The 21,364-nt window shown below is 61.1% G+C and carries 20 protein-coding genes; 10 read left to right on the top strand and 10 right to left on the bottom strand.

What is annotated here, in order from left to right; all coding sequences use genetic code 11:
• Nucleotides 1-11 precede the first annotated feature (11 nt).
• The gene (locus tag F0184_RS15645; protein ID WP_208998508.1) at nt 12-2,339 is read left to right on the top strand and encodes a GumC family protein; all 2,328 of its coding nucleotides are present in this window, start codon (nt 12-14) and stop codon (nt 2,337-2,339) included.
• Between the two features lie 8 nt (nt 2,340-2,347).
• Here the strand turns inward: F0184_RS15645 and F0184_RS15640 are convergent, their stop codons facing one another.
• Nucleotides 2,348-3,496, bottom strand: a complete 1,149-nt coding sequence (locus F0184_RS15640; protein ID WP_150497131.1) for a GNAT family N-acetyltransferase — start codon at nt 3,494-3,496, stop codon at nt 2,348-2,350.
• Nucleotides 3,497-3,839: 343 nt separating this feature from the next.
• Between F0184_RS15640 and F0184_RS15635 the strand changes: the two genes are divergently transcribed.
• Nucleotides 3,840-4,835 (top strand): polysaccharide deacetylase family protein, encoded by a 996-nt coding sequence (locus F0184_RS15635; protein ID WP_208998507.1) that lies wholly within the window; start codon nt 3,840-3,842, stop codon nt 4,833-4,835.
• Here F0184_RS15635 and F0184_RS15630 read toward each other — a convergent pair.
• A complete protein-coding gene (locus F0184_RS15630) occupies nt 4,795-5,007 on the bottom strand; it encodes a DUF2842 domain-containing protein (protein WP_371871140.1) in 213 nt (70 codons plus the stop codon). The two genes, F0184_RS15635 and F0184_RS15630, sit on opposite strands and share 41 nt — an antisense overlap.
• 125 nt (nt 5,008-5,132) lie before the next feature.
• On the opposite strand from F0184_RS15630, the gene F0184_RS15625 reads away from it, so the two are divergent.
• On the top strand, nt 5,133-6,266 hold the full coding sequence (locus tag F0184_RS15625; RefSeq protein WP_150497129.1) for a COX15/CtaA family protein: 1,134 nt from the start codon (nt 5,133-5,135) through the stop codon (nt 6,264-6,266).
• Nucleotides 6,267-6,324: 58 nt separating this feature from the next.
• Here F0184_RS15625 and F0184_RS15620 read toward each other — a convergent pair whose 3' ends face one another.
• From F0184_RS15620 to F0184_RS15605, 4 genes are all read right to left on the bottom strand, one after another.
• Nucleotides 6,325-7,605 carry an O-acetylhomoserine aminocarboxypropyltransferase gene (locus F0184_RS15620; RefSeq protein ID WP_150497128.1) on the bottom strand — a complete coding sequence of 427 codons (1,281 nt, stop codon included), beginning with the start codon at nt 7,603-7,605 and terminating at the stop codon, nt 6,325-6,327.
• Between the two features lie 160 nt (nt 7,606-7,765).
• On the bottom strand, nt 7,766-7,972 hold the full coding sequence (locus tag F0184_RS15615; protein WP_150497127.1) for a hypothetical protein: 207 nt from the start codon (nt 7,970-7,972) through the stop codon (nt 7,766-7,768).
• A gap of 109 nt (nt 7,973-8,081) precedes the next feature.
• Nucleotides 8,082-8,618: a CoA-binding protein gene (locus F0184_RS15610; RefSeq protein WP_150497126.1), complete on the bottom strand. Its 537-nt coding sequence runs from the start codon at nt 8,616-8,618 to the stop codon at nt 8,082-8,084.
• A 13-nt stretch (nt 8,619-8,631) separates the two neighbouring features.
• Nucleotides 8,632-9,453, bottom strand: a complete 822-nt coding sequence (locus F0184_RS15605; protein ID WP_150497125.1) for an enoyl-CoA hydratase — start codon at nt 9,451-9,453, stop codon at nt 8,632-8,634.
• A gap of 164 nt (nt 9,454-9,617) precedes the next feature.
• On the opposite strand from F0184_RS15605, the gene F0184_RS15600 reads away from it, so the two are divergent.
• On the top strand, nt 9,618-10,043 hold the full coding sequence (locus F0184_RS15600; protein ID WP_150497124.1) for a PaaI family thioesterase: 426 nt from the start codon (nt 9,618-9,620) through the stop codon (nt 10,041-10,043).
• Nucleotides 10,044-10,058: 15 nt separating this feature from the next.
• Here F0184_RS15600 and F0184_RS15595 read toward each other — a convergent pair whose 3' ends face one another.
• Nucleotides 10,059-11,267: a GGDEF domain-containing protein gene (locus F0184_RS15595; protein WP_150497123.1), complete on the bottom strand. Its 1,209-nt coding sequence runs from the start codon at nt 11,265-11,267 to the stop codon at nt 10,059-10,061.
• 300 nt (nt 11,268-11,567) lie between these two features.
• On the opposite strand from F0184_RS15595, the gene rplM reads away from it, so the two are divergent.
• The 4 genes from rplM to F0184_RS15575 all read left to right on the top strand — a co-directional run bounded on the left by rplM (nt 11,568) and on the right by F0184_RS15575 (nt 13,595).
• Nucleotides 11,568-12,035 (top strand): 50S ribosomal protein L13, encoded by a 468-nt coding sequence (gene rplM, locus F0184_RS15590; protein ID WP_150497122.1) that lies wholly within the window; start codon nt 11,568-11,570, stop codon nt 12,033-12,035.
• A 2-nt stretch (nt 12,036-12,037) separates the two neighbouring features.
• Entirely contained in the window at nt 12,038-12,514 is a 477-nt protein-coding gene (gene rpsI, locus F0184_RS15585) for a 30S ribosomal protein S9 (protein ID WP_150497121.1), read from the top strand.
• Nucleotides 12,515-12,708: 194 nt separating this feature from the next.
• Nucleotides 12,709-13,044 (top strand): hypothetical protein, encoded by a 336-nt coding sequence (locus F0184_RS15580; protein WP_150497120.1) that lies wholly within the window; start codon nt 12,709-12,711, stop codon nt 13,042-13,044.
• Nucleotides 13,045-13,154: 110 nt separating this feature from the next.
• Nucleotides 13,155-13,595: a YqaA family protein gene (locus F0184_RS15575; protein WP_150497119.1), complete on the top strand. Its 441-nt coding sequence runs from the start codon at nt 13,155-13,157 to the stop codon at nt 13,593-13,595.
• Nucleotides 13,596-13,615: 20 nt separating this feature from the next.
• Here F0184_RS15575 and guaD read toward each other — a convergent pair whose 3' ends face one another.
• On the bottom strand, nt 13,616-14,932 hold the full coding sequence (gene guaD / locus F0184_RS15570) for a guanine deaminase (protein WP_150497118.1): 1,317 nt from the start codon (nt 14,930-14,932) through the stop codon (nt 13,616-13,618).
• Between the two features lie 192 nt (nt 14,933-15,124).
• Between guaD and speB the strand changes: the two genes are divergently transcribed.
• Nucleotides 15,125-16,078, top strand: coding sequence for an agmatinase (gene speB, locus F0184_RS15565; protein ID WP_150497117.1), 954 nt, complete (start codon nt 15,125-15,127; stop codon nt 16,076-16,078).
• Nucleotides 16,079-16,130: 52 nt separating this feature from the next.
• Here the strand turns inward: speB and F0184_RS15560 are convergent, their stop codons facing one another.
• A complete protein-coding gene (locus F0184_RS15560) occupies nt 16,131-16,661 on the bottom strand; it encodes a DUF6653 family protein (protein WP_308809958.1) in 531 nt (176 codons plus the stop codon).
• Between the two features lie 339 nt (nt 16,662-17,000).
• Here F0184_RS15560 and F0184_RS15555 point away from each other — a divergent pair, with 339 nt between their 5' ends.
• A complete protein-coding gene (locus tag F0184_RS15555) occupies nt 17,001-19,325 on the top strand; it encodes a sensor domain-containing protein (RefSeq protein ID WP_150497115.1) in 2,325 nt (774 codons plus the stop codon).
• Nucleotides 19,326-19,396: 71 nt separating this feature from the next.
• Here the strand turns inward: F0184_RS15555 and F0184_RS15550 are convergent, their stop codons facing one another.
• Nucleotides 19,397-21,199, bottom strand: a complete 1,803-nt coding sequence (locus F0184_RS15550) for a PHA/PHB synthase family protein (protein WP_150497114.1) — start codon at nt 21,197-21,199, stop codon at nt 19,397-19,399.
• Nucleotides 21,200-21,364: the final 165 nt, after the last annotated feature.

Below are 21,364 nucleotides of genomic sequence, written 5' to 3'. Positions count from 1 at the left end.
TGATGACCGGCATGCGTGACGCAGTGTCCTCTGAGGAGTTGGCGCTTGATCTTGGAGGATTGCTGAGGGCTTTGGCCCGCTCCTTCAAATGGCTTTTGCCTCTCGTGCTCATTGCCGGGGGGGCGACCCTGTTCGCCTTGCAGTTCGTCCCCGCGAAATACAAGGGCGAGGCGCGGATCCTCATTGAAACGAAGGACGCGGAGCTACCCGGAACAGCAAGGGGCGTTGAGGAAGAGCGCGCTTTGCTCGACAACGAGGGCGTTGCCAGCCAGGTGCAGCTTCTTGTGTCCGCCGATCTGGCGCGGCGGGTCGCCAAACGGCTCGACCTTGCCGCCATTGCGGAATTCGACGCGGACCGGGAAGGCTCCATCCTCGGCGATGTTCTGAACATGATCGGCCTGGCTCCGTTCTCCGGCGCCTCCTCCCAGGAAGAGCGCGTTCTCAAACACTTCTTTGAAAATCTGGATGTCTACCGGCTTGACCGCTCGCGGGTCATTGCGGTCGATTATTCGGCGCAGGACGCCGATCTTGCAGCAAATGTGGCCAATGCCATCGTCGATGAGTATCTGGCTCTCCAATCGGCTGCCAAGCGGGAAAGCACGCAGGTTGCCGCCTCGGCCCTCGCCCCGGAAGTGGCGCGCCTGCAAGGTGAGGTCCAGGCCGCGCGCAAGGCTGTTGAAGACTTCAGAGCCCGGGCGGACCTGCTTGTGGGCACGGACAACATTACCCTCAATCAGCGACAATTGGCCGAGATTAGCAGCGAGGTTTCCGCTGCGCAGGCTGACAAGGCCGAGGCCCAGGCCAAGGCGGACCTGATCCGAGAATTGTTGAACTCGGGCGGGTCGCTGGAAACGGCATCGGATGTCTTGCAATCTCCGCTGATCCAGCGTTTGCGGGAACAGCAGGTGGCGATCCAATCCAATATCGCCGAGCTGTCGATCACGCTTTTGCCAAACCATCCGCAATTGCGGGCACTCCAGTCCCAGCTTGCCGATTATAATCGCCAGATCCTGTCGGAAGCCCGGAAAGTTCTCCAAGGCCTCGAGAATGATGCAAGGGTTGCGAATGAGCGGGCCAGGGCACTGGAAACGCGGCTCTCAGAGTTGAAGCAGGCCGCCGCCCGCTCTGGTGCTGACCAGGTCCGGCTGGCGGAGCTTGAGCGCAACGCCAATGCCAAGGCCCAACAGCTCGACGCCGTTTTGGCGCGCCTTCGCGAAGCCGACACGCGCTTGAGAGCCGAGGTTATCCCGGCTGATGCCCGGATCGTGTCCAGCGCAAGCGTCCCGGTCGAGCCCTACGCCCCGAAAGTGATCGGCATCACAGTTGTCGTGATGCTTGTTACGTTCCTGCTTGGTTGCGCAGTCGTATTGATGCGGGCGTTCCTGTCCGGTGAAGCCTTGCAACGTGTCCCGGCCAGTTCTTGGCAGTCTTCCCAACGCCACGCGCCGGCTGAAGAGCCACCACTGACCGATCCCAGGGTCTCCGATCCGCCGGCCATGGGGGCCTGGGGCGGGCAGGGCGGGATCCCGACATCGAGCGGGTATAGCTTGCAGTCCTTCGGGAGTTACAGTGCCGGGTTTGGCGGCGCGGATTCGGTTCGAACCGCCCGTATGGCCAACTATGTGGCGGACATGGCGGATGCAGCCGCCCCCCCCGTTTCACGCGATGAGCCGGGCGATACTGCGAGGCCAACCGACAAAACGGATGACCCCACCGTTGTCCCTTCCGAAGAGGAGTTGGTGCCACAAGAAACCGCCGAGCCGGAAATCGGGACCAGTCTTCCCGATCTGACCGCGTTCGAAGGCTGTGTAGCGGTTGTCAGTATCGGGTCCCCCGAATTCTCCCACAACATCGCATTCGCCCAGGCCCGTTCCACCACGCGTGCGGGGGGATCGGTCCTCCTGGTCGAGATCTTTCCCGCCCAATCCGATCCGGAGGCCGCTGAAGGGTTTTCGGATCTCGTCGCTGGCAGGGCGAATTTTGCACAGGTGATCTACCGGGATGCCGAGTCCACCGCCCGGATCATCGAGGCCGGACGGTTGGCTATACCCGATCACCGGGCCGACGATGTGCGCTTCGAGCGGGCACTCGATGCCATGGTCACGACCCATGAAGTGGTGATCGTGGATCTTGGTGGCTTGGACGAGAGCCTCGTCGCTTCGAAAGTCCTCGATTTCGCGGATCTTGTTGTTTTGGTTGCCGGACCTGAAACGGATCGCGGGGATTTGTTGGCGGCTGCGCAAACCCTGGCCGAGCATACGGGCGCCAGGATCGACATTCTGTCCGCCGATGCCGCGCCGCCGCGCCATTATCCCAACGGTTCGGGCCGCGCGGCTTGAGGCCAGACTTAATGGAGGGCCGTCCAACGGGCCGCAAATCTTCTGATGGCCCGAACCGCGGCCCAGGCCCGCGCCGATCCCCGGATTCTTGACTTCAAGGTCTGCTTGGCCGACAGGAGACCCGCCAAAGCCCGCCCTTTCGCGGAGACCGGGAGCAGGCGATCATAGAGCTGCACGGGAGCGGTCCACCCATGTTTGTAGGGCTCGTCGCCCAACCCGAAATCGAAAACCTCAATCGCCGGGTCATCGCAGGCGGCTTCAAGAATGGCCATCAGCAAGATGATTGCCGGGCTGTGGACCGCCAACTCGTCATTGGCGAAGCTGTTGGCATAGGCCGCCCAGGTCGTATCCTGTTCCAGGCAGATGAAAGTCGCCCGGATGATGCCGCCGACTTCAAGACCCCAGAGACAAAGTGACGGTCCGCCTGGCCAGACCGATCGGTGATCCGCCAGGTTTCGGATAAAATTCTGGATGTCCGGCTCGCCAAACGCGTTTGGCACACCCGCGTCAACCGCGCGGGCCGTCCGCTGCGCAAAAAAGGCTTCGAGCACGCGGTCAAAGTCGGTCCCGCCCTTTGCGCGAATAATCCGGAAGGGGCCCGCTTCCGTCAGGCGCCGATGCTTTTTTCGCAGCTTCGCCACCGTGGACCGGCTTCTGGTGTGTTTCAGAAATTCCGGATAATGCAGGTTGACCGGCCCTTGAAACAGGGGGCTCGGGCTTGGTGGTTCTTTTCCAGTCAGAAGAGGCGCAGTTCGGCTCTGGATTGTGGCCGGCACGTTGGAAAGGTGCAGGATATCGGCGTTTGTGCGGCGGCAGATTTCCCGAAGCAGCACTGTCATCACCGCGCTGTCGATCCCGTCACAGGCGGACCAGTTCCAGAGCCCGGTATTCTGATTGGAATTGAGCGCCCCGAGAAAGGTGAGCCGTTTGACCGGTCCAACCCCTTCAAACTGGAAGGGAAGAACGAACGCGGGGGTTCCCCCATTTTTTCCGATGGCGATGACTGGTTGAGCACCCGCTGGCCCATTTGCCTCGAACCACGTTCGGACCCATTTGTAGGACTGGTATGGCGCGCCAGCGCCAGCCGCCTGGACACGTTCCCAGTCGGCCTGGGCAGTGTTGAAATTCGGGTGGATATCCAAATGGATGTTTGGCATGTGGCTCGACGGTGAAGATAACTGGCAGTGGCTTGCGTTTAATGGGTCAATCTGTCACTTGGTGCCGAAATGCGATGCGGAAAAGTCAAAAGGCCAAGCGTCCGTTTAGTGTCCTTCTGGTTAGCACGGAGAAGTGAATAAACCATGGGTTTTTGCGCTCGGGGTGGTGTAGCTTGAGGCGATTGGCAGGCCTATGGGCGTGCCGTTATGCGTTGGATGCTTTTCACGACAAGATGGAACAAGAGTGCGGCAAACGGTCTTTGAGAACGGTCTGAGATTTTTGAGCGCGTCTGGCGTCGGACGCGCGTTGTCGCCATTGACCCGTGGGTGCGGCGCCATCCTCATGTTTCATCACGTCCGCCCTGCGCGGACGCGGGGCTTCCAACCCAATGCCCATTTGGAGATCACGCCCGACTTTCTCGAATTCGTGGTCAAGAGAACCCGCGAAAAAGGCTACGATATCGTTCATCTGGATGAAGCGATCGATCTGTTGAAGGCGGGCCACGCGCGCAAGAGATATGCGGTCCTGACATTTGACGATGGCTATCGGGACAATCTTGAAATCGTCTATCCGATGCTGCGGCGGATGGATGCCCCATTCACCGTTTTTGCGACAAGCGGACTGATCGACCGGACCAGCGAGCTTTGGTGGGCGGCCCTGGAACAGGTGATCGATGGGGCGCAGACGCTGACCTTCTCGCATGCCGGCATCCGGATGGATTTCCCTTGCCGCAGCCTGGCGGAAAAGCAGGCGTGTTTTCTCGGGCTGGTAAACCGGCTGACGCTGGAAATCCCGGAGGAAGATCAGCGTGGCATCATCCGTCTCCTGTGCGAAAGATATGGCGTTGATCTGGACGCGCTGGCCGATCAGTTGATGATGACGTGGGATGAACTGCGGGCGCTTTCGCGCGAGCCGCTTGTCACCATCGGCGCGCACACGCATGACCATCTGGCGCTTGCCCGTCTGTCCGAGGAGCGGGCGAAAGCCGATATCACGCGCGGCATGGAGCGTCTTGAAACGGAGCTGGGCGCCCGCCCGCGGCATTTCGCCTATCCTTATGGAAAAGAAGACGCGGTTTCGGACCGCGACGCCGCGTTTCTAGCCTCCATCGGGTTCGCCTCGGCCGTGACGACGAGCCCAGGCGTTTTGACATCGGCCTGTGCGCGGGACCTGATGCGGCTGCCGCGCGTGTCGATCAACGGTCAGTTCCAAACCGCCGAGTATTTCGAGCAGTATCTGACCGGTGTTCCGTTCGCCTTGTTCGGCGCGGCGCGCTGGGTGGCGTCCGGGTTCGGGATCAGGTCCCGGGTTTCCCGCCCCGCTCCATCCACCAGATGATCGCACCCGCCGGAATGACCCAGGCAAGACCTGCGATCGCGTAATAGGCGAAGATCGCCCAACCGCCAGCGTTCTGCAACTTCAAGTCGCCAATCACCATCGCCACGAATGCGTAGACAATGACGAAGGTGACCAGCGTCACCATGCCGATAAATTTCCGAAAAGAGGGCACTGGAGCTATCCTTCGCGAGATCCAGGTATCGAGGGTGGTCAAGTGTCGCAAGTTCCACCTGCGCCTTGCCGATCTGGGGTTTCACCTATATCTCACCTACCGAAAGGTCAAACCCGGAAGCGCAGATGACAGTCACGACCGATACGCCGCACACCATCCCCACCATGGCCCTCGATGAAACGGTGGTCTGGAAAAACCGCGCACTGGTGCGCTGGTGGCTTTATGGCGTTTGCACCTTGATCCTCATCATGGTCGTTGTGGGCGGAGCCACCAGGCTCACGGAATCGGGCCTGTCCATCACCGAGTGGAAGCCCATCCACGGTGTTATACCGCCTCTGACCGAGGCCCAGTGGGAAGAGGAACTCGAAAAGTACCGGCAGATCCCGGAATACCAGCTCATCAACAAGGGGATGAGCATGGCGGAGTTTCAGTTCATCTTCTGGTGGGAGTGGGGTCACAGGCTCCTCGGGCGGGTGATTGGTGTGGCGTTCTTTGTGCCGCTTGTGGTCTTCTGGGCGCAAGGCCGGCTTGAAAACTGGCTCAAACCCTGGCTGGTTCTCGGGCTCTTTCTGGGGGGGCTGCAAGGGGCGGTCGGCTGGTGGATGGTTGCGTCGGGCCTGACCGAGCGGACGGATGTGAGCCAGTACAGGCTCGCCACCCATTTGACCCTTGCCTTCATCATATTCGGCTATCTGTTCTGGATTGCACGGCGGCTGGCCCCGCATGCTGGCGCGGCGGGGGAGGTGCACAGGGCTCTCGTCCCGGTCGGGTGGGCGATCCTTGGCCTTGTGTTCCTGCAATTGTTCCTGGGCGGCCTGGTGGCGGGCCTCAATGCCGGCTTCAGCTTCAACACATGGCCGCTCATGGATGGTCAAATCATCCCCTCCGGCCTCCTGAAGATGTCGCCTGCCTGGCTTAACTTTTTCGAAAACGCCATGACTGTCCAGTTCCAGCATCGCATGACCGCCTACCTTCTGGGCGCGGGCGCGCTTTATCTGGTCTGGGTGACCTACCGGCGCACGCCAAGCCGGGCGGTGCGATGGCCGGCGGCCGTTTTCGCCGCCTTTATCTTCATCCAGATGGTGTTCGGTATTGCGACCTTGCTCGGCTTCGGCAACTACACGGGGACATTGTCGATGCATCAGCTGGGCGTGGCCTTGGTTCACCAGGGGTTCGCGGTCTTCGTCCTTGCCGCGAGCATTGAGTATCTGGTCGCGCTGAAAGGCCATTACGCCCTGCCGGACGCCGCCGGGGCTTGAGGCTGGTACGGCTGAAACCGCATTGAAAAAGCCCGCCGGGGACGGCGGGCCTTGCTTGTCAGGACGAGAGCGCCTGATCCAGATCGGCGATGATGTCGTCGACATCCTCGAGCCCGATGGACACGCGCACGACATCCGGGCCAGCCCCGGCGGCCGTCTTTTGCTCTTCCGACAATTGGCGGTGGGTTGTGGAAGCCGGATGGATGATCAGGCTGCGGGTGTCGCCGATATTGGCGAGATGCGAAAACAGCTCCGTGTCGGAGACCAGTTTCACGCCCGCGTCATAACCGCCCTCGACACCGAATGTGAACACGGCACCGGCGCCTTTGGGCATGTATTTTTGCTGCAATGGGTGGTGCTTGTCTTCCGGCAGACCAGCATAGGAAACCCAGCTCACCTTGTCATGCCCGGCCAGATGCAGGGCAACCTTCTTGGCGTTGTCGGAATGGCGCTGCATGCGCAGCGGCAGGGTCTCGATACCGGTGAGGAGCATGAAGGCGTTGAACGGCGAAATCGCCGGGCCAAGGTCGCGCAGACCCAATACGCGGCAGGCGATGGCGAACGCGAAATTGCCGAAGGTTTCATGGATGACCAGACCGTCATATTCCGGTCGCGGCTTGGACAGCATCGGATACCGGTCGTCAGCCGACCAGTCGAAGGAGCCGCCGTCGACGATCACGCCGCCCATGGAGTTGCCGTGGCCGCCCATGAACTTTGTCAGCGAATGCAGGACAATGTCCGCGCCGTGCTCGATTGGCCGGCAGAGGTAGGGCGTCGCCATGGTGTTGTCGACGACAAGCGGGATCTTGTGCGCCTTGGCGATCTCGGCGATCGCCGCCATATCCGTGATGATGCCGCCGGGATTGGCAAGGCTTTCGATGAAGATCGCCTTTGTGTTCGCGTCGATGGCCGCTTCAAAGGTGCTGAGATCGTAGGGATCGGCCCATTTCACGTTCCAGCCGAAATTTTTGAAGGAATGATTGAGCTGGTTGATGGACCCGCCATACAGCTTGTTCGCGGCCACGATATTGTCGCCCGGCGTCATCATCGTGTGGAAGCACAGAAGCTGGGCGGCGTGTCCGGATGCGACCGCCAGCGCCGCGGTGCCGCCTTCCAGCGCCGCGACCCGCTCTTCCAGAACGGCTGTCGTTGGGTTCGTGATGCGGGTGTAGATGTTGCCGAAGGCCTGCAGACCGAACAAGGACGCGGCGTGATCCACATCGTCGAACACAAAGGATGTGGTCTGGTAGATCGGCGTGGCCCGCGCGCCGGTGGCCGGATCGGGTTGCGCGCCCGCATGGATCGCCAAAGTGGAAAAACCTGGAACACCGTCGCTCATGAAAAACCTCCGCTTTTACCAGGCCTTGTTCGCCAGGCCCGTGATTGGGCGGCATCTTGGCCGAACCGGTGCGCAAGGTCAAAGGAGCACTGTTCCGGTCTGGTCCGGTCAGTGGAAATGAATTTCGAAATCCCGGGTCGAAACCGCGTATGCGTTCCCCTTAGTCGCCGCCATCGCCGGAGCAGCCGCCGTCGCCATCATTGTCGCGGCCGAAGGTGAAACCGAAGAATCGGCCTTCGCCCGAAACGGTGTAGCCGGGCCCACGCCCTGAGCATCTGACGAAGAAGACCAGGCCGATGGTCGTGGCCCCTGCCATCACGATAAGGGCCCACTCGAAGGGGGTGAAAACCGTTGCAAAGCTTTCCATGGTTGAAGCCTCCCGCTTGCCCACCTTGGGCCCAAGGCTAGCGCCCTGCCGCTTAACGGAGGGTTACGGTGAAGCCAGGTGCTTGCGCCAGGCTGACCCCGGCCCGCGCTCAGTTGCCCGGTTTCCGGTTCCGGCCGATGCCGCGGTGCTGGAAGCCGGCCTTGAGCACCGGGCGCTTGGAGGACAGGGTCCGCGAATTGACCCCGGCCCAGCCAATCTCGCCTGAAAGGCGCCCGTACTCGATCTTCGGGCACCGGTCCATAACCACCTTGACCCCGGCGTCTTCCGCGCGCTTGGCCGCTTCGTCATTGCGCACCGAAAGCTGCATCCAGATGACTTTCGGAAGGCGTCCGAAGGCAATAATGCCGTCCACGACCTGGCCCGCCGCGTCTGAATTGCGGAAGATGTCAACCATGTCCGGAACGGCGGGCAGATCATCGAGCGAGGCGTACACGGTCTGCCCCAAAATCTCGTTTCCGGCCTGGCCCGGATTGACCGGCCAAACGTCATAGCCCTTGGCCAGCATGTATTTCAGGACGAAGTAGGACGGGCGAACCGTGTTGGCGCTCGCCCCGACCATGGCGATGGTCTTGGTCTCATCCAGAATCTTCCGGATATAGGTGTCGGGGTAGGTGTCGTGGGTCATGTGCTATTCCGGCTCACCCATCCGTCCATTCCGGTTTGCGTTTTTGCAAGAAGGCGTTGATGCCTTCTTCCGCATCCCGCGCGAGCATGTTTTCCACCATCACGTTGGCCGCGTGGTCATAGGCGTCCGACAGGGGCATTTCGAGCTGCCTGTAGAACGCTTCCTTGCCGACCTTGAGGGTTTGGGACGATTTGGAGGCAATCGTTTCGGCGTATTTCTGGACGACCTGGTCGAGATAATCGCGCGGGATGATCCGGTTGATCAGGCCGAACTCCTTCGCGGTCGAAGCGTCGATGCTTTCGCCGGTCAAGAGCATTTCCATGGCATGTTTCGGGGCAACATTGCGCGACAGCGCGACCATGGGGGTCGAGCAGAACAGGCCGATATTGACGCCCGGTGTGCAGAAGGTGGCCGTGTCCGTGGCCAGCGCCAGATCGCAGGAGGCCACAAGCTGGCATCCGGCCGCCGTTGCGACGCCGGTGACGACCGCGATCACGGGCTTGGGATGGCGAACGATCTGCTGCATGAGATCCGAGCACTGCCGCATGATCCGCGTGTAGGTGGCCCGTCCCCGGTCGGCTTCGGCCCGGGCCGCGGTTAGTTCCTTGAGGTCATGGCCGGCGCAGAACACCTTGCCCTCCGCCCCCAGCAGAATGACCCGAACCTCCGGGTTTTCGGCGGCCTGGGTCAATTCGGCCGACAGCGCCGCCATCATCTCGCTCGACAGGGAATTCATGCGCTCGGGGCGCTGCATGACGATGCGAAGGACGCCCTGATGGAGCAGCGTTCCCAACATTGGCTTGTTCATGTCGTGGATGGCGGCAGTTTCAGCCATGGGTGTCTCCTTCCTGAGATCCTCTTTGCCCCTGTATACCGAAGCTGGCCTGCGGGCGCGAGGGGGACATCTTCGCATCTTGCCGGCCTTGCGTTTCCGACCCTTTGACCTTTACGTAAGATTCATATGGAAAATTGAGCAAGGACAGAGAATTGGGAGGAACCATGCAGCCAGCGATGCGCGCCGAAGAGGTGATGGCTTTTCTCGATGCCGAGTTTCCGCAGATCCACGCCGACGGCCGAGCCTATTCAGTGGAGCGGGTGTCCGCAGGTGAGGCGGTGATCCGGCTGCGTGCGACGGAACGCCACTTGCGGCCGGGCGGCACCGTTTCGGGGCCGACCATGATGGCCATGGCCGATTTTGCCGCCTATGTCGTGATTCTGGCGCATATCGGTCCCGTTGCGCTGGCCGTCACTACCAACTTGAATATCAACTTCCTGCGCAAGCCCGAACCGGGCGACCTTCTGGCCACCGCGCGCCTTTTGAAGCTGGGAAAGCGCTTGGCGGTGGTGGATTGCGGCATTGCCGGCGAGGGGGCCGACGATCTGGTCGCCCACGCCACATCGACCTATTCCATCCCGCCGCGGTGAATGGCATGCCATGCCTCAAACGGCGTCGGCCATCTTGCGTTTGTGCTCAAGATCCGGGCCATAGGCGACAACCTGATCCCGCCCGTTTGCCTTGGCCGCGTAGACCGCCAGATCCGCGCGGTGCAGCGCGGCGCGCTGCGTGTCGCTGGCGCCGGCCACATAGGCGCCAATCGACAGGCTGGGGGTGAGCTGTACGCCATCAAGCCGCACTGGCGCGTTCGCGGCCCGCAAGATGCGGTGGCTGACCGCCATCAGTTCCGCTGCGTCGATCCCGGGCAGCAGAACCAGGAATTCGTCGCCGCCATACCGGGCGACGATGTCATCCTTGGATCGGATATGGGCCTTCAGGATATCCGCGACGTGAGCGAGCAGAAGATCGCCGACATGGTGCCCGTGGCTGTCGTTCACCTGCTTGAAGTAGTCGAGGTCGACGAACAGGAGCCCGAGCCTCTTGCGGGCGTGCCCTTGCGAGAACAGGAGGTCGAGCCGTTCGGAGACGCTGTTGCGGTTCAAGACCCCGGTCAATTGGTCATATCGGCTCAACTCCAGGAGTTCGCGGTCCTTTTTCATCGTCTGTGTGTTGCGCCAGAAAAACGCGGCGCCCGGCAGCGCCATGACTATCACTGTGCCGGCAATCAGATAGGCAGTGGCGCGCGCAAAAGCCTTCTCCAGCGTGGCCTCGAGAGCCGTTGTGTCGATATAGGCCTCGATTGCGCCGATCCGTTCGCCGCCCAGCGTCGTTGCCGGGATCATGGTGCGCACATAGGTGGCGGGGAGAGCGGGCAGGGCGGTCACGCCCGTGTTCCTGTGGATCCGGGTAATGTGCTCACCGCTGAGGAAAACGGCTTTCGCCAGTTCGGGATCCATCATGTCATGGGCGAAGATGGCGTCGCCAAATAGATGTACCGTCTCGCCCTCGGGCGTGTAGAGCCGAAAGCGCACCACCTCGGAAATGGACAGCGAATCTTGGAAACGCTGGATCTCGTCCTGGGCAACCGTGCGGGTTCGAAAGATCTCGGCGCTGTTCGTGACTGTGCGGAAAAACTGCCGGGACCAGGTATAGGCACGGGCCGATGCGTGTTCCTGGATCGCTGTCTCGATCTCATGGTCCAGCAGCGTGTCCACCGCCTTCCAAAGCCCGGCGACACCAAGACCGGACACGATTGTCACGCAAAGGCAGAGCCAACCGACACGGGACCATACGGTATTCAAGACATGCAGCACAGTGTTCCTGTCCTTTGCCAGATCGGGCCAAGCGGTAGCAAAATCCGCTTAAGAAATCGCTAGACGCGAAAACGGCGGCGGAAAAGAGGCTGAGGGATGGTCGGATTTTGTGGTATAATGATACCGTTTTTTTAACCGATTGATTTTGCTTTATTAATTAAGGCGATTGTCCAATCAATGCGCTTGACGGTCTTCTGGCATGCGCGTATACACCGGCTCGAACGAATTTGTGGCCCGTTCGCGAGCGCGCTGGCGCTGGCCGGGCCCTTTTCTTTAACCGATCAGACACGGATCACACCCATGAAGACCTTCTCTGCCAAGCCGGCCGAGGTCGAAAAAAAGTGGATCTTGATCGACGCGGAAGGCATGGTCGTCGGGCGTCTCGCCGCCTACATCGCCAACCATCTGCGCGGCAAGCATCTGCCGACCTACACGCCCCATGTCGACTGCGGTGACAATGTCATCGTCATCAATGCCGACAAGGTGGTTTTCACCGGCAAGAAATACACCGACAAGACCTACTACTGGCACACCGGTCATCCCGGCGGCATCAAGGAGCGTTCCGCGCGCAAGATCCTCGAGGGCCGGTTCCCCGAGCGGGTCCTGCAAAAGGCCGTTCAACGCATGATGCCGGGCGGCCCGCTGTCCAACAAGCAGCTCAAGAACCTCAAGGTTTATGCTGGCCCATCCCATCCGCACGAAGCTCAAACGCCGGTACTCGTCGACGTGAAGGGCCTCAACGCTAAGAATGACGGCAGGAGGGCTTGATCATGGCTGAGCTGCAATCTTTGGAAGATCTCGGCGGCGCTGTCGGCACCGCTGCCCCGGAAGCTCCGGTTCATGTCCAGAAGCTGGATTCCCAGGGCCGCGCCTATGCAACGGGCAAGCGGAAGGACGCGGTCGCCCGTGTCTGGGTGAAGCCGGGCACCGGCAAGATCGTCGTGAACAAGAAAGACTACGCGGCGTATTTCGCCCGTCCCGTTCTTCAGATGATCCTGCAACAGCCGATCATGCTGACCCAGCGGGCCGGCCAGTACGACATCATGGTCACCGTCACCGGTGGTGGCCTGTCTGGTCAGGCCGGCGCCGTGCGCCATGGTATTTCCAAGGCTCTGACCTATTACGAGCCGGAACTGCGCGCCATCTTGAAAAAGAACGGCTTCCTGACCCGCGACAGCCGCGTGGTCGAACGCAAGAAGTTCGGCCGGGCAAAGGCCCGCCGGTCCTTCCAGTTCTCCAAGCGCTGACCCGTTATTGGACGAACTTTTGGACGTCAGTCCGGTAAGGCGCGGTTTGCAAACCGCGCCTTTCTTTTTGGGCCCGACGGGGGAATGCGGGTTTTACGGTGAGGGGCTTGATCCTGGCCGGACGCCCACCATCTCAGGGTTTGCCGATATGACCGGCATACCGGCCGATTGAGACTGTTTTAGAGACAATACGGATGAAGTCCCTTGCGATGGCTCTGGTGAGCCTCTTCCTGTTGCCGGCCTCGGTCGCGAACGCCTCCAACATAACGCCGATTGACGGGCTTCAGCGCGGAACAATGGTGACGGTCCAGGGTGTGGTCGACCGGATCCCGGACGAAGACGAATTCGTCCTGCGCGACGCAACCGGATCCGTTGAGATCTATGTCGGACCGAATTGGGTCCCTGTCGATGTCGGCGAACAGATCACCGTCGAGGGCTTTGTGGACGATGGCATCTTCATCGAGATTTATGCCAGGGAAATAAGGCGGGCCAACGGGCAAACCGTCACGATTGAACGGCGTTACGATTGAGTAGCTCCGGTCGAAAACGGCGCCGCGTCTTCCGGTGGCTGAAACGCCTTGCGCGCTCGCGATCCGGGAACCTTGGCGTCGCTGTGGCCAGTTTCGCGGAAGCAACTGTGGTGCCGGTGCCCCTGGAGGCAATCCTCGCCCCTCTCATGTTGCTGAACCGTGACCGGGTCTGGAGCCTGGCCGCCATGGCCACGGCCGGGTGCATCTGCGCCGCGGCCGTCGGCTACGCGGTTGGTTGGCTGTTTTTCGAAACGGCCGGTCCATGGTTGCTGGACACGTTCAACTGGGGCGGCGAGTTCGAGAAAGCGCAGGCCTGGATCCAGGCCTACGGATTCTGGGCGGTGCTTGTGATTGGCATCGTGCCAATCCCCTTTCAGACGGCGATGCTTCTGGCCGGGGTTACCGGCATGTTTTTTCCGCTGTTTCTCCTTGCGACCGTTTTGTCGCGGGGCGCCCGGTATTTCGGCTTGGCCGCTTTGATGCTGCTGTTGTCCCACCGCCGCAGCCCCGCATACCGAAGAAAACGATGGCGTGAACAGGCCGGCTCCTGACCGGAACAGCCGGACCGGCGTCAGATCCTCCGGCCGGCCTTCATGGCCTTGCCCGCCACATAGGTTTCCATCACCGCCCGGTCATCCCCCAGCGTTTGCAGGATGAACAGCTCGTCGGCCAGCGAGCGGGCGGTCTCGTGGCGCAGGGCCATTTCTGGGGTGGCGGCGGGGTTGAGGACGATGATGTCGGCCTCGGTATCCGCGTCCAGGGTGCCGATTTTTTCGGACAGGGACAGGGCCTCCGCGTTGCCGCGCGTCGCCCAGTAGAAGGTCTCGAAGGGGTGCAGGCGCTGGCGCTGCAACTGGAGGATCTTGTAGCCCTCGTCCAGGGTGCGCAGGAGCGAATAAGAGGTGCCGCCGCCCACATCCGTGGCGATGGCGGTGCGGACGCCCGCGGTCTCCAGCCGCGCCTTGTCGAACAGCCCGCTGCCCAGAAAAAGATTGGAAGTGGGGCAGAACACGGCAACCGATCCGGTCTCGCGCATCACGCCAAGCTCGCGGTCGTTCATGTGGATGCAGTGGCCGAGCAGGGTCTTGCGCCCCAGCAAGCCGTAGTGCTCATAGACGGCGAGATAGTCCGCATGGCCGGGATAAAGGTCCAGCGTGTAGGCGATCTCGTTGTGGTTCTCGTTGATATGGGTCTGCAAATGGCAGTCTGGATGCTCGGCGAGGAGGGCTCCCGCGGCCTCCAGTTGGGCCGGTGTCGAGGTGATGGCAAAGCGCGGTGTGATGACGTAGCTGGCGCGGCCCCGGCCATGCCATTCGGCGATCAGCGCCTTGCTGTCGTCATAGGCGGACTGCGCCGTGTCGCAGAGGGCAGGGGGGGCATTGCGGTCCATCATCGTCTTGCCGCCCAGCATGCGCATGCCCCGCGCTTCGGCTTCGGCGAAATAGGCACGCACCGAATTGGGGTGGCTGGAGCAATAGGCCACGGCCGTCGTGGTTCCATGGGCGATCAGCGCGTCATAGAAAGCGGTGGCGATGCGCTGGCCATGGGCGAGATCGGCGAATTTCATTTCGGCCGGAAACGTGTGGTCGTTCAGCCAGTCGAGCAACTGGTCGGCCCACGAGGCGATCACCTGGGCCTGCGGGAAATGGATGTGGGGGTCGATGAAACCGGGCAGAAGAAGGTGGGGCCGGTGATCCGTCAACCGCGCATCCGCCGGGGCCCGCTCCGCCACCTCGGCATAGGCTCCGGCCGCTGCGATACGCCCGTTCTCGATCAGGACGGCGCCGTCTTCCTCATAAAGATACGCTGTGTGATCGTCCGGGCCCTGCGGAGCGCGGTGAAAGGACAAGATGCGGCCGCGCAGCAGCGTTGCGTTCGAAGTCGCCAAGACGGTTGCCCCCTTTGACACGGGATTGCTCTTTTCCAGCCGAACCCGGCCAAACCGTTGCCTTGTAGGGTTGGCAGTGCACGCTGGCAAGCGCTTCGCAGCCCGTGATGCGAAGCGCTTGCCGTGGGCAATTGACCTGGCGGGCCTTTCGTGAAAGCAACAGGCCAGTCAAACATTGCCCGAGTGACCCGCATGACCGACGACCTTCCCCGCCCGACCGACAATGCCTTTCTGGGCCATTCGCTGAAAGGCGGCTCCCATGAACCCACCTATGCGGGGGCCTTGAGTTTCATGCGCCGCCGTTACAGCCGCGACCTGAACGGCGTCGATCTGGCGATCTGGGGCATTCCTTTCGATGCTTCGGTCTCTAATCGTCCGGGCGCGCGGTTCGGCCCGCAGGGCGTGCGCCGGGCTTCGGCGATATTCGACGGCGATCCGCAATATCCGTTCGGGTTCGATCCGTTCGAGCGCCTTGCCGCCGTGGACTATGGCGACTGTGTTTTCGACTACGGCGTTCAATCCGACATTCCCGGCCATATCGAGCGTCAGGCCAAGGCTATTCTGGTGACCGGCACGCATCTGTTTTCCATCGGGGGAGACCACTTCGTCACCTATCCGCTCCTGAAGGCGCATGTGGCGCAGCACGGGCCACTGGCCCTTGTCCAGTTCGATGCCCATCAGGACACCTGGGACGACAAGGGCAACCGGATCGACCATGGCACGTTTGTCGGCCGTGCCGTGCGGGAGGGGTTGATCGATCCCGACCGGTCGATCCAGATCGGTATCCGCACGCATGCACCCGAGACATGCGGGATCGAAATCCTGACCGGAGAAGATGTCGAAATGCTCGGGATCAATGGCGTGCTGGAAATGGTCACCGACCGTGTCGGCGACGTCAAGGCCTACATGACCTTCGATATCGACTGCCTGGATCCCGCCTTCGCGCCAGGGACGGGCACGCCCGTCGCGGGCGGGCTCACCTCCCGCGAAGCCCTGATGATCTTGCGCCGTTTAGGCGAGGTCGATTTTGTCGGGGGCGATATTGTCGAGGTCGCGCCGGCTTATGACCATGCCGATATCACCTCCATCGCCGGGGCCAGCGTGGCGTTGACCTATATCGGATTGATCGCCGAAAAGCGGCGCTGAGGCAGCCGGGCGTTCCCGGCGCCCAAGCTGTGCGACCGGGGACCTGGGTGCGTCAATGGCTGGCCGCGCGGCGGCGCACGGAATTGTCGTTGTCCGGCCGCATGGCCCAGAAGCGATAGAGCGGATGCGCGCCCTTCATCTTCACGTAAAGGGCGCCAAGCCTGTCGAAAAACACAAACCGCGCGGCCAGATAGACGGCCAGTCCGCCGCCAAGGATCACGGGATCGTTAAGCCATGCGCCGCCCGCCATCACGGCCATCCCCGTGATGCCAGCCAAGGACAGCATGGAGACTGGCCGAGCGTCCGCCTGGCAAACGGGGACTGCCAGCCGGTTCATCCAGATCCGTTCCCCGTAGGTGGCGCGGGCCGCCCAGGATTCCGATCTCCGGGCCGGTGGCAGCAGGCTGGAGAGGCCACTCAAAACCACAAGCACGGCGATGGCGAAGCCAATGGCCAGCCAGGGGCCCAAAGAGGCGTTCGACCATAGTGCGGCGGCGAAACAAATGGGCGCCATCAATCTTGTCGCCAGGCCCGCCGCGGATGCGCTGCGCCGCCAAAGCCGTGCGACAAGCACAGGCGGCATGCGCGGGTTCGCCGGTTTTGGAGCTGGCGTCGATCTTGTTTGCCGGGAATGCGCGTAAGAGCCTGTCATGTGTCCGGTGTGGAACGAGACTTGATTTCGCCGGACTATACGCCCGCAAGCGTTTCCAGGCAAACCCCTGTTGGGTCGTCGCCGGGAACAGGCGTGGCGGCCTCGGGGCGTTCGAAGGGCGGACATCGTTCGAGCATGCGTAGATTTGACCGGCTTGCTCGATTCAAGGCCTGCGTGGCAGTTTTGTGCGGGTTTAATTGTGGCTCTTCAGTCTTTCTTTAGATGGCAAGACTAGGCTCAATTCTTAAAACAAGCTAGGGCAGGAAACCAATGCGAAAGCACCTTGCGCACCGAAGGGCGGGCAAGCCTGGTGACGGTGCCCCGGGCGCACCGGACAAGACGGTCGATGAAGCCCGGTCCCGCTTTGGTATTCCGCAGGATTGGTCGGGCGGGAAAGACTTGCTCTTGACCGTCTTGGACAGCGTCTCCGACTACCTGTATCTCAAGGACCGGGACGGCCGCTTCCTGTTGGCCAATGCGGCCGTCGCCAAGGACTTGGGCCTTGATGATCCCTCGTATTTGATCGGACGCAGCGACCGGGAATTGCACGCACCGGATCTGGCCGAGAAGTTTTCCAAAGATGAAAAGTGGGTGCTGGAATCCGGCCAGCCGAAGCTCGACTATGAGGACTATGTTGATCTGCCCGATGGCAGCCGCCGATGGTTCTCGAGTTCGAAATTTCCGGTTCGGAATTCCGAGGGCGAGGTCGTCGGCCTGTTTGGCGTGTCCCGCGACATTTCGGAGCGGAAAAGAGCTGAGGCCCTAAGGATCGGGCAAGCCCGCGTGCTCGAACTCCTGGCAACCGGCGCGTCCCTGCCGGATGTGCTGGACAGCCTGGTTCTGCTGATCCAGGATCAGCTGGATGACGTTTTTGGCTCCATTCTGCTTCTGGATGATAGCGGAGAGCATCTGCTGCATGGGGCAGCTCCGTCTCTGCCAGAGGCCTATTGCAAAGCGGTAAGCGGCGTGAAGATTGGGCCAAGGGTCGGATCCTGCGGAACCGCGGCCTGGCGTGGCGAGAAGGTGATCGTCGCGGATATCGAGACCGACCCGCTCTGGGAGGAGTACCGGGGTCTCATCTTGCCGTTCGGATATAAATCCTGCTGGTCCGCGCCTGTGTTCGCGCGCGATGGAAGTGTCTTGGGAACCTTCGCCCTTTATTCCAAGTCAGTCCGGAAGCCGACCCAGTTCGAGCAACGGCTTACCGAAGAAACCACGCGGCTCGCTGCCATTGCCATCGAACGGGCGAAAGCCGATCAGCAGATCAGCTTTCTGGCCCACCACGACACCTTGACGGGCCTGCGGAACCGGCACGATCTCAAGCGGGAGCTTGACCGTTTGATCCACGAGGTTGAACCGCTCTCCCAGAAGGTCGCGGTCGTGTTTTTCGACCTCGATCAATTCAAGTCCGTCAATGACAGCTTTGGCCACTCCATTGGCGATGAGGTGCTCCGGATCGTTGCCGAGCGGATCCGCCTTCTGGTCAGGGAAGAGGATCTGATGGTCCGCTTTGGCGGTGATGAGTTCATCATCGTGATCAAGGACAAGCGCGCCGACCGCCTCAAACTGGTTCAACTCATGAGCGATATCCGGCGCAAGGTCGCCGAACCGATCCTGCTTGCGAACAAGACCTTCCATGTCACTTGCAGCATGGGGGTGGCCCGCTATCCGGACGATGGCGTGGACGGGGAAACCCTCCTATTGCACGCCGACAGCGCGATGTACCGGGCCAAGGAATCGGGCCGCGACCGCTTTCAGTTCTACACGCCATGCATGCGCGAGGCCGAACCGCAGCGCCTGACCCTGCTTGAAGACATGCGGGTTGGATTGGAGCGCGGCGAATTCAGGCTCGACTATCAACCGCAGATCGACCTGGAAACCGGCCGGATTACGGGTGTGGAAGCGCTTGTGCGCTGGGACCACCCGGAACTGGGCACCTTGATGCCGGGCGCCTTCATTCCGTTGGCCGAGGACTCCGGCCTCATCACCAACCTGGGACAATGGGTGATGTGGGAAGCCTGCCGCCAGAACAAGGAATGGGCCGAAGCAGGGTTGCCGCCCGTCAGGGTAGGCGTGAATGTCTCGGCCCGTCAGTTCCGGGAGGAAAACTTCATCGACCAGGTCCGTGAAGCTTTGAAGATGACCGGACTCAATCCGGCAAATCTGGAACTCGAAATCACAGAAAGCCTAATCATCCAGAACAAGTCTCATGCGGTTCCGGTCATGCAGGAGTTACGCTCGCTGGGCGTGAAGCTGGCCATCGACGATTTCGGAACCGGTTACTCCAGTTTGAGCGCGCTGGGCTCGTTTCCGCTGACGAAGCTCAAGATCGACCGCACCTTCATTTCGATGATGGACACGCAAACGCAGCAGCGCTTCATCGCGCGGGCGATCGTCTCGCTCGGGCATGACATGGGACTGTCCGTGATTGCGGAAGGGGTTGAGACCGCCGAACAGCTGGAGCTGTTAAAGTCCTTCGGCTGCGATGAAGCCCAGGGATATCATTTGGGGCGGCCCATGCCGGCCGAGTCTATCGCACAGATGCTTATGTGCCCGGCGGCGGTCGCGCCGGGAAAGGCCGTACATGCGGGCTGACGAGGGCCGCGAGCCGACGACAGTGCCCCGCGCGTCGTCTGCCTCGCTATCCGATCGGCCTTTGACGGAGATCAGATCCGCTCCATCACGTATGAGCCCGGCGCATCGCCAAGGATCTTCATTCGATAGGCCCCGGGCTTTCGGGCTTTGACCAGGGTGGCATCCTTCTCGCGGATCCACGCATCCCAGTGCGGCCACCAGGACCCGGGATGTTCCTCGGCGTTGGCTATCCAGTCCTCGATCTGCCCGACCGGGGCGCCGTTGGTCCAGTATTGATACTTGTTCTTGTGCGGCGGGTTGACGACGCCCGCGATATGCCCGGAACCTGACAGGACATAGTCCACCGGGCCACCGAAACACGAAGAGCCGACAAAAACGGAGCGGGCCGGGGCGATGTGATCCTCGCGGGTCGCGAGATTGTAGATCGGGATGGTGACCTTCTTGAGGTCCAGGGTCACATTGTCGATGACCATCTCACCCTTGGCCAGACGATTTTCCAGGTAGCAATTGCGCAGATAGAAGGAATGGTTGGCCGCGGGCATGCGCGTGGAATCCGAATTCCAGTAGAGAAGGTCGAACGGAAAAGGTTCCTTGCCCTTGAGGTAGTTGTTGACCACGTACGACCATATGAGGTCATTGGACCGCAGCATGTTGAATGCCGAAGCCATCTTGCTGCCATCCAGATAGCCCTGTTCGGCCATCCGCCGTTCGAGCATTTCAATCTGTTCCTCATCCACGAAAACCTTCAAATCGCCCGCGTGGGTGAAGTCGACCTGGGTGGTGAAGAAAGTGCAGCTCCCGATCCGCTTGTCGCCCGTGGCCGCCATGTAGGCGAGGGTGACGGCAAGCAGCGTGCCGCCGACACAATAGCCGATGGCATTCACCTCTTCCTGCCGCGTCGCACGCTTGATAACGTCGAGCGTGTTGAGGATGCCCTCCTTCATGTAGTGCTCGAAACTCTTTTCGGCCTGCCGCGCGTCCGGATTGACCCAGGAGATCACGAACACCGTGTGGCCTTGGTCGACGGCCCATCGGATGAAGGATTTCTCGGCGTTGAGGTCGAGGATGTAGAACTTGTTGATCCAGGGAGGCACGATCAGCAACGGCCGTTTCAAGGCCTGGTCCGTTGTGGGCTCATATTGCAGAACCTGGCAAACGTCGTTTTCGGCGATCACCTTGCCCGGGGTGGTGGCCAGGTTCTGTCCGACGGCAAACTTGCTCGGATCGGTTTGGCGGATCCGCACATCGCCATGACCGGCCCGGATATCCTCCACCAGATGCTGCATGCCCTTGACGAGGTTCTCACCATTGCTTTCCATAGTGAGGCGCAACAATTCGGGATTGGTCAGCAGAAAATTCGAGGGTGAAAGGGCGTTGGAGATCTGCTCGACGTAGAAGCCGGCCTTGTGGCGGGTGTGGTCATCCAGTCCGTGGGCCTCATGGACCATCGTTTCAGCCCAGCTGCTGGTGATCAGATAGAGCTGTTTCACGAAATCGAAAAACTGGTTCTCCGACCAATCCGGATCTGTGAAGCGCTTGTCCGTCTTTGGCGGATTGACGGCCGGTTCCGACGGTTCACCCATCATCCGCTTCAAGGAGGAGTTCCACAAATCGATATAGCCGGACCAAAGCCGTGTCTGGGCCTCGACAGCGCGCTGAGGATCGGAGGCCCAGTATTCGCTGACCTGGGCGAGGGTTTTGACGACATTGGTCAGTTCGTCCGTGCCATCGCGTACTTCGCCGGACTCCCGTGGCTCCAGATAGGCCGCCAAGGCCTTTCCGGCGTTTTCCATTGTCTTGGCGAGGTTCTGGGCGAATGCTTCCGGGTTATTGATGATGTATTGCAGCATGGGATGCTGGCGCTCGTCAGCCATGGATGCGTGTTCCCCTCCGAACATCGTTTTGCATGGCGCGCCCATGGACCGGTGGTCCCTTGCGCTGGAGCCATGCGTTTATTGGATGTGACGCCGCAATTGTCACGTCAACCTCCGGCAAACCACGATATTTATTGCACACGTTTCGCAAGCCCGTCGAATATG

Origin of the sequence: Roseibium aquae, assembly GCF_008711285.1 — a bacterium.
Lineage (GTDB): Bacteria > Pseudomonadota > Alphaproteobacteria > Rhizobiales > Stappiaceae > Roseibium > Roseibium aquae.
Note: the sequence above shows the minus strand (reverse complement) of the source record. Positions and strands in the feature narration are given on the sequence as shown.

Coding starts and splice junctions, on each gene's coding strand:
- F0184_RS15640 (WP_150497131.1), bottom strand. CDS start 3,496: ATGCCAAACATCCATTTGGATATCCACCCGAATTTCAACACTGCCCAG.
- speB (WP_150497117.1), top strand. CDS start 15,125: ATGACCGACGACCTTCCCCGCCCGACCGACAATGCCTTTCTGGGCCAT.
- F0184_RS15620 (WP_150497128.1), bottom strand. CDS start 7,605: ATGAGCGACGGTGTTCCAGGTTTTTCCACTTTGGCGATCCATGCGGGC.
- F0184_RS15560 (WP_308809958.1), bottom strand. CDS start 16,661: ATGCCGCCTGTGCTTGTCGCACGGCTTTGGCGGCGCAGCGCATCCGCG.
- F0184_RS15550 (WP_150497114.1), bottom strand. CDS start 21,199: ATGGCTGACGAGCGCCAGCATCCCATGCTGCAATACATCATCAATAAC.
- F0184_RS15600 (WP_150497124.1), top strand. CDS start 9,618: ATGCAGCCAGCGATGCGCGCCGAAGAGGTGATGGCTTTTCTCGATGCC.
- F0184_RS15645 (WP_208998508.1), top strand. CDS start 12: ATGCGTGACGCAGTGTCCTCTGAGGAGTTGGCGCTTGATCTTGGAGGA.
- F0184_RS15615 (WP_150497127.1), bottom strand. CDS start 7,972: ATGGAAAGCTTTGCAACGGTTTTCACCCCCTTCGAGTGGGCCCTTATC.
- F0184_RS15580 (WP_150497120.1), top strand. CDS start 12,709: ATGAAGTCCCTTGCGATGGCTCTGGTGAGCCTCTTCCTGTTGCCGGCC.
- F0184_RS15605 (WP_150497125.1), bottom strand. CDS start 9,453: ATGGCTGAAACTGCCGCCATCCACGACATGAACAAGCCAATGTTGGGA.
- rplM (WP_150497122.1), top strand. CDS start 11,568: ATGAAGACCTTCTCTGCCAAGCCGGCCGAGGTCGAAAAAAAGTGGATC.
- F0184_RS15635 (WP_208998507.1), top strand. CDS start 3,840: ATGTTTCATCACGTCCGCCCTGCGCGGACGCGGGGCTTCCAACCCAAT.
- rpsI (WP_150497121.1), top strand. CDS start 12,038: ATGGCTGAGCTGCAATCTTTGGAAGATCTCGGCGGCGCTGTCGGCACC.
- F0184_RS15610 (WP_150497126.1), bottom strand. CDS start 8,618: ATGACCCACGACACCTACCCCGACACCTATATCCGGAAGATTCTGGAT.
- F0184_RS15625 (WP_150497129.1), top strand. CDS start 5,133: ATGACAGTCACGACCGATACGCCGCACACCATCCCCACCATGGCCCTC.
- F0184_RS15555 (WP_150497115.1), top strand. CDS start 17,001: ATGCGAAAGCACCTTGCGCACCGAAGGGCGGGCAAGCCTGGTGACGGT.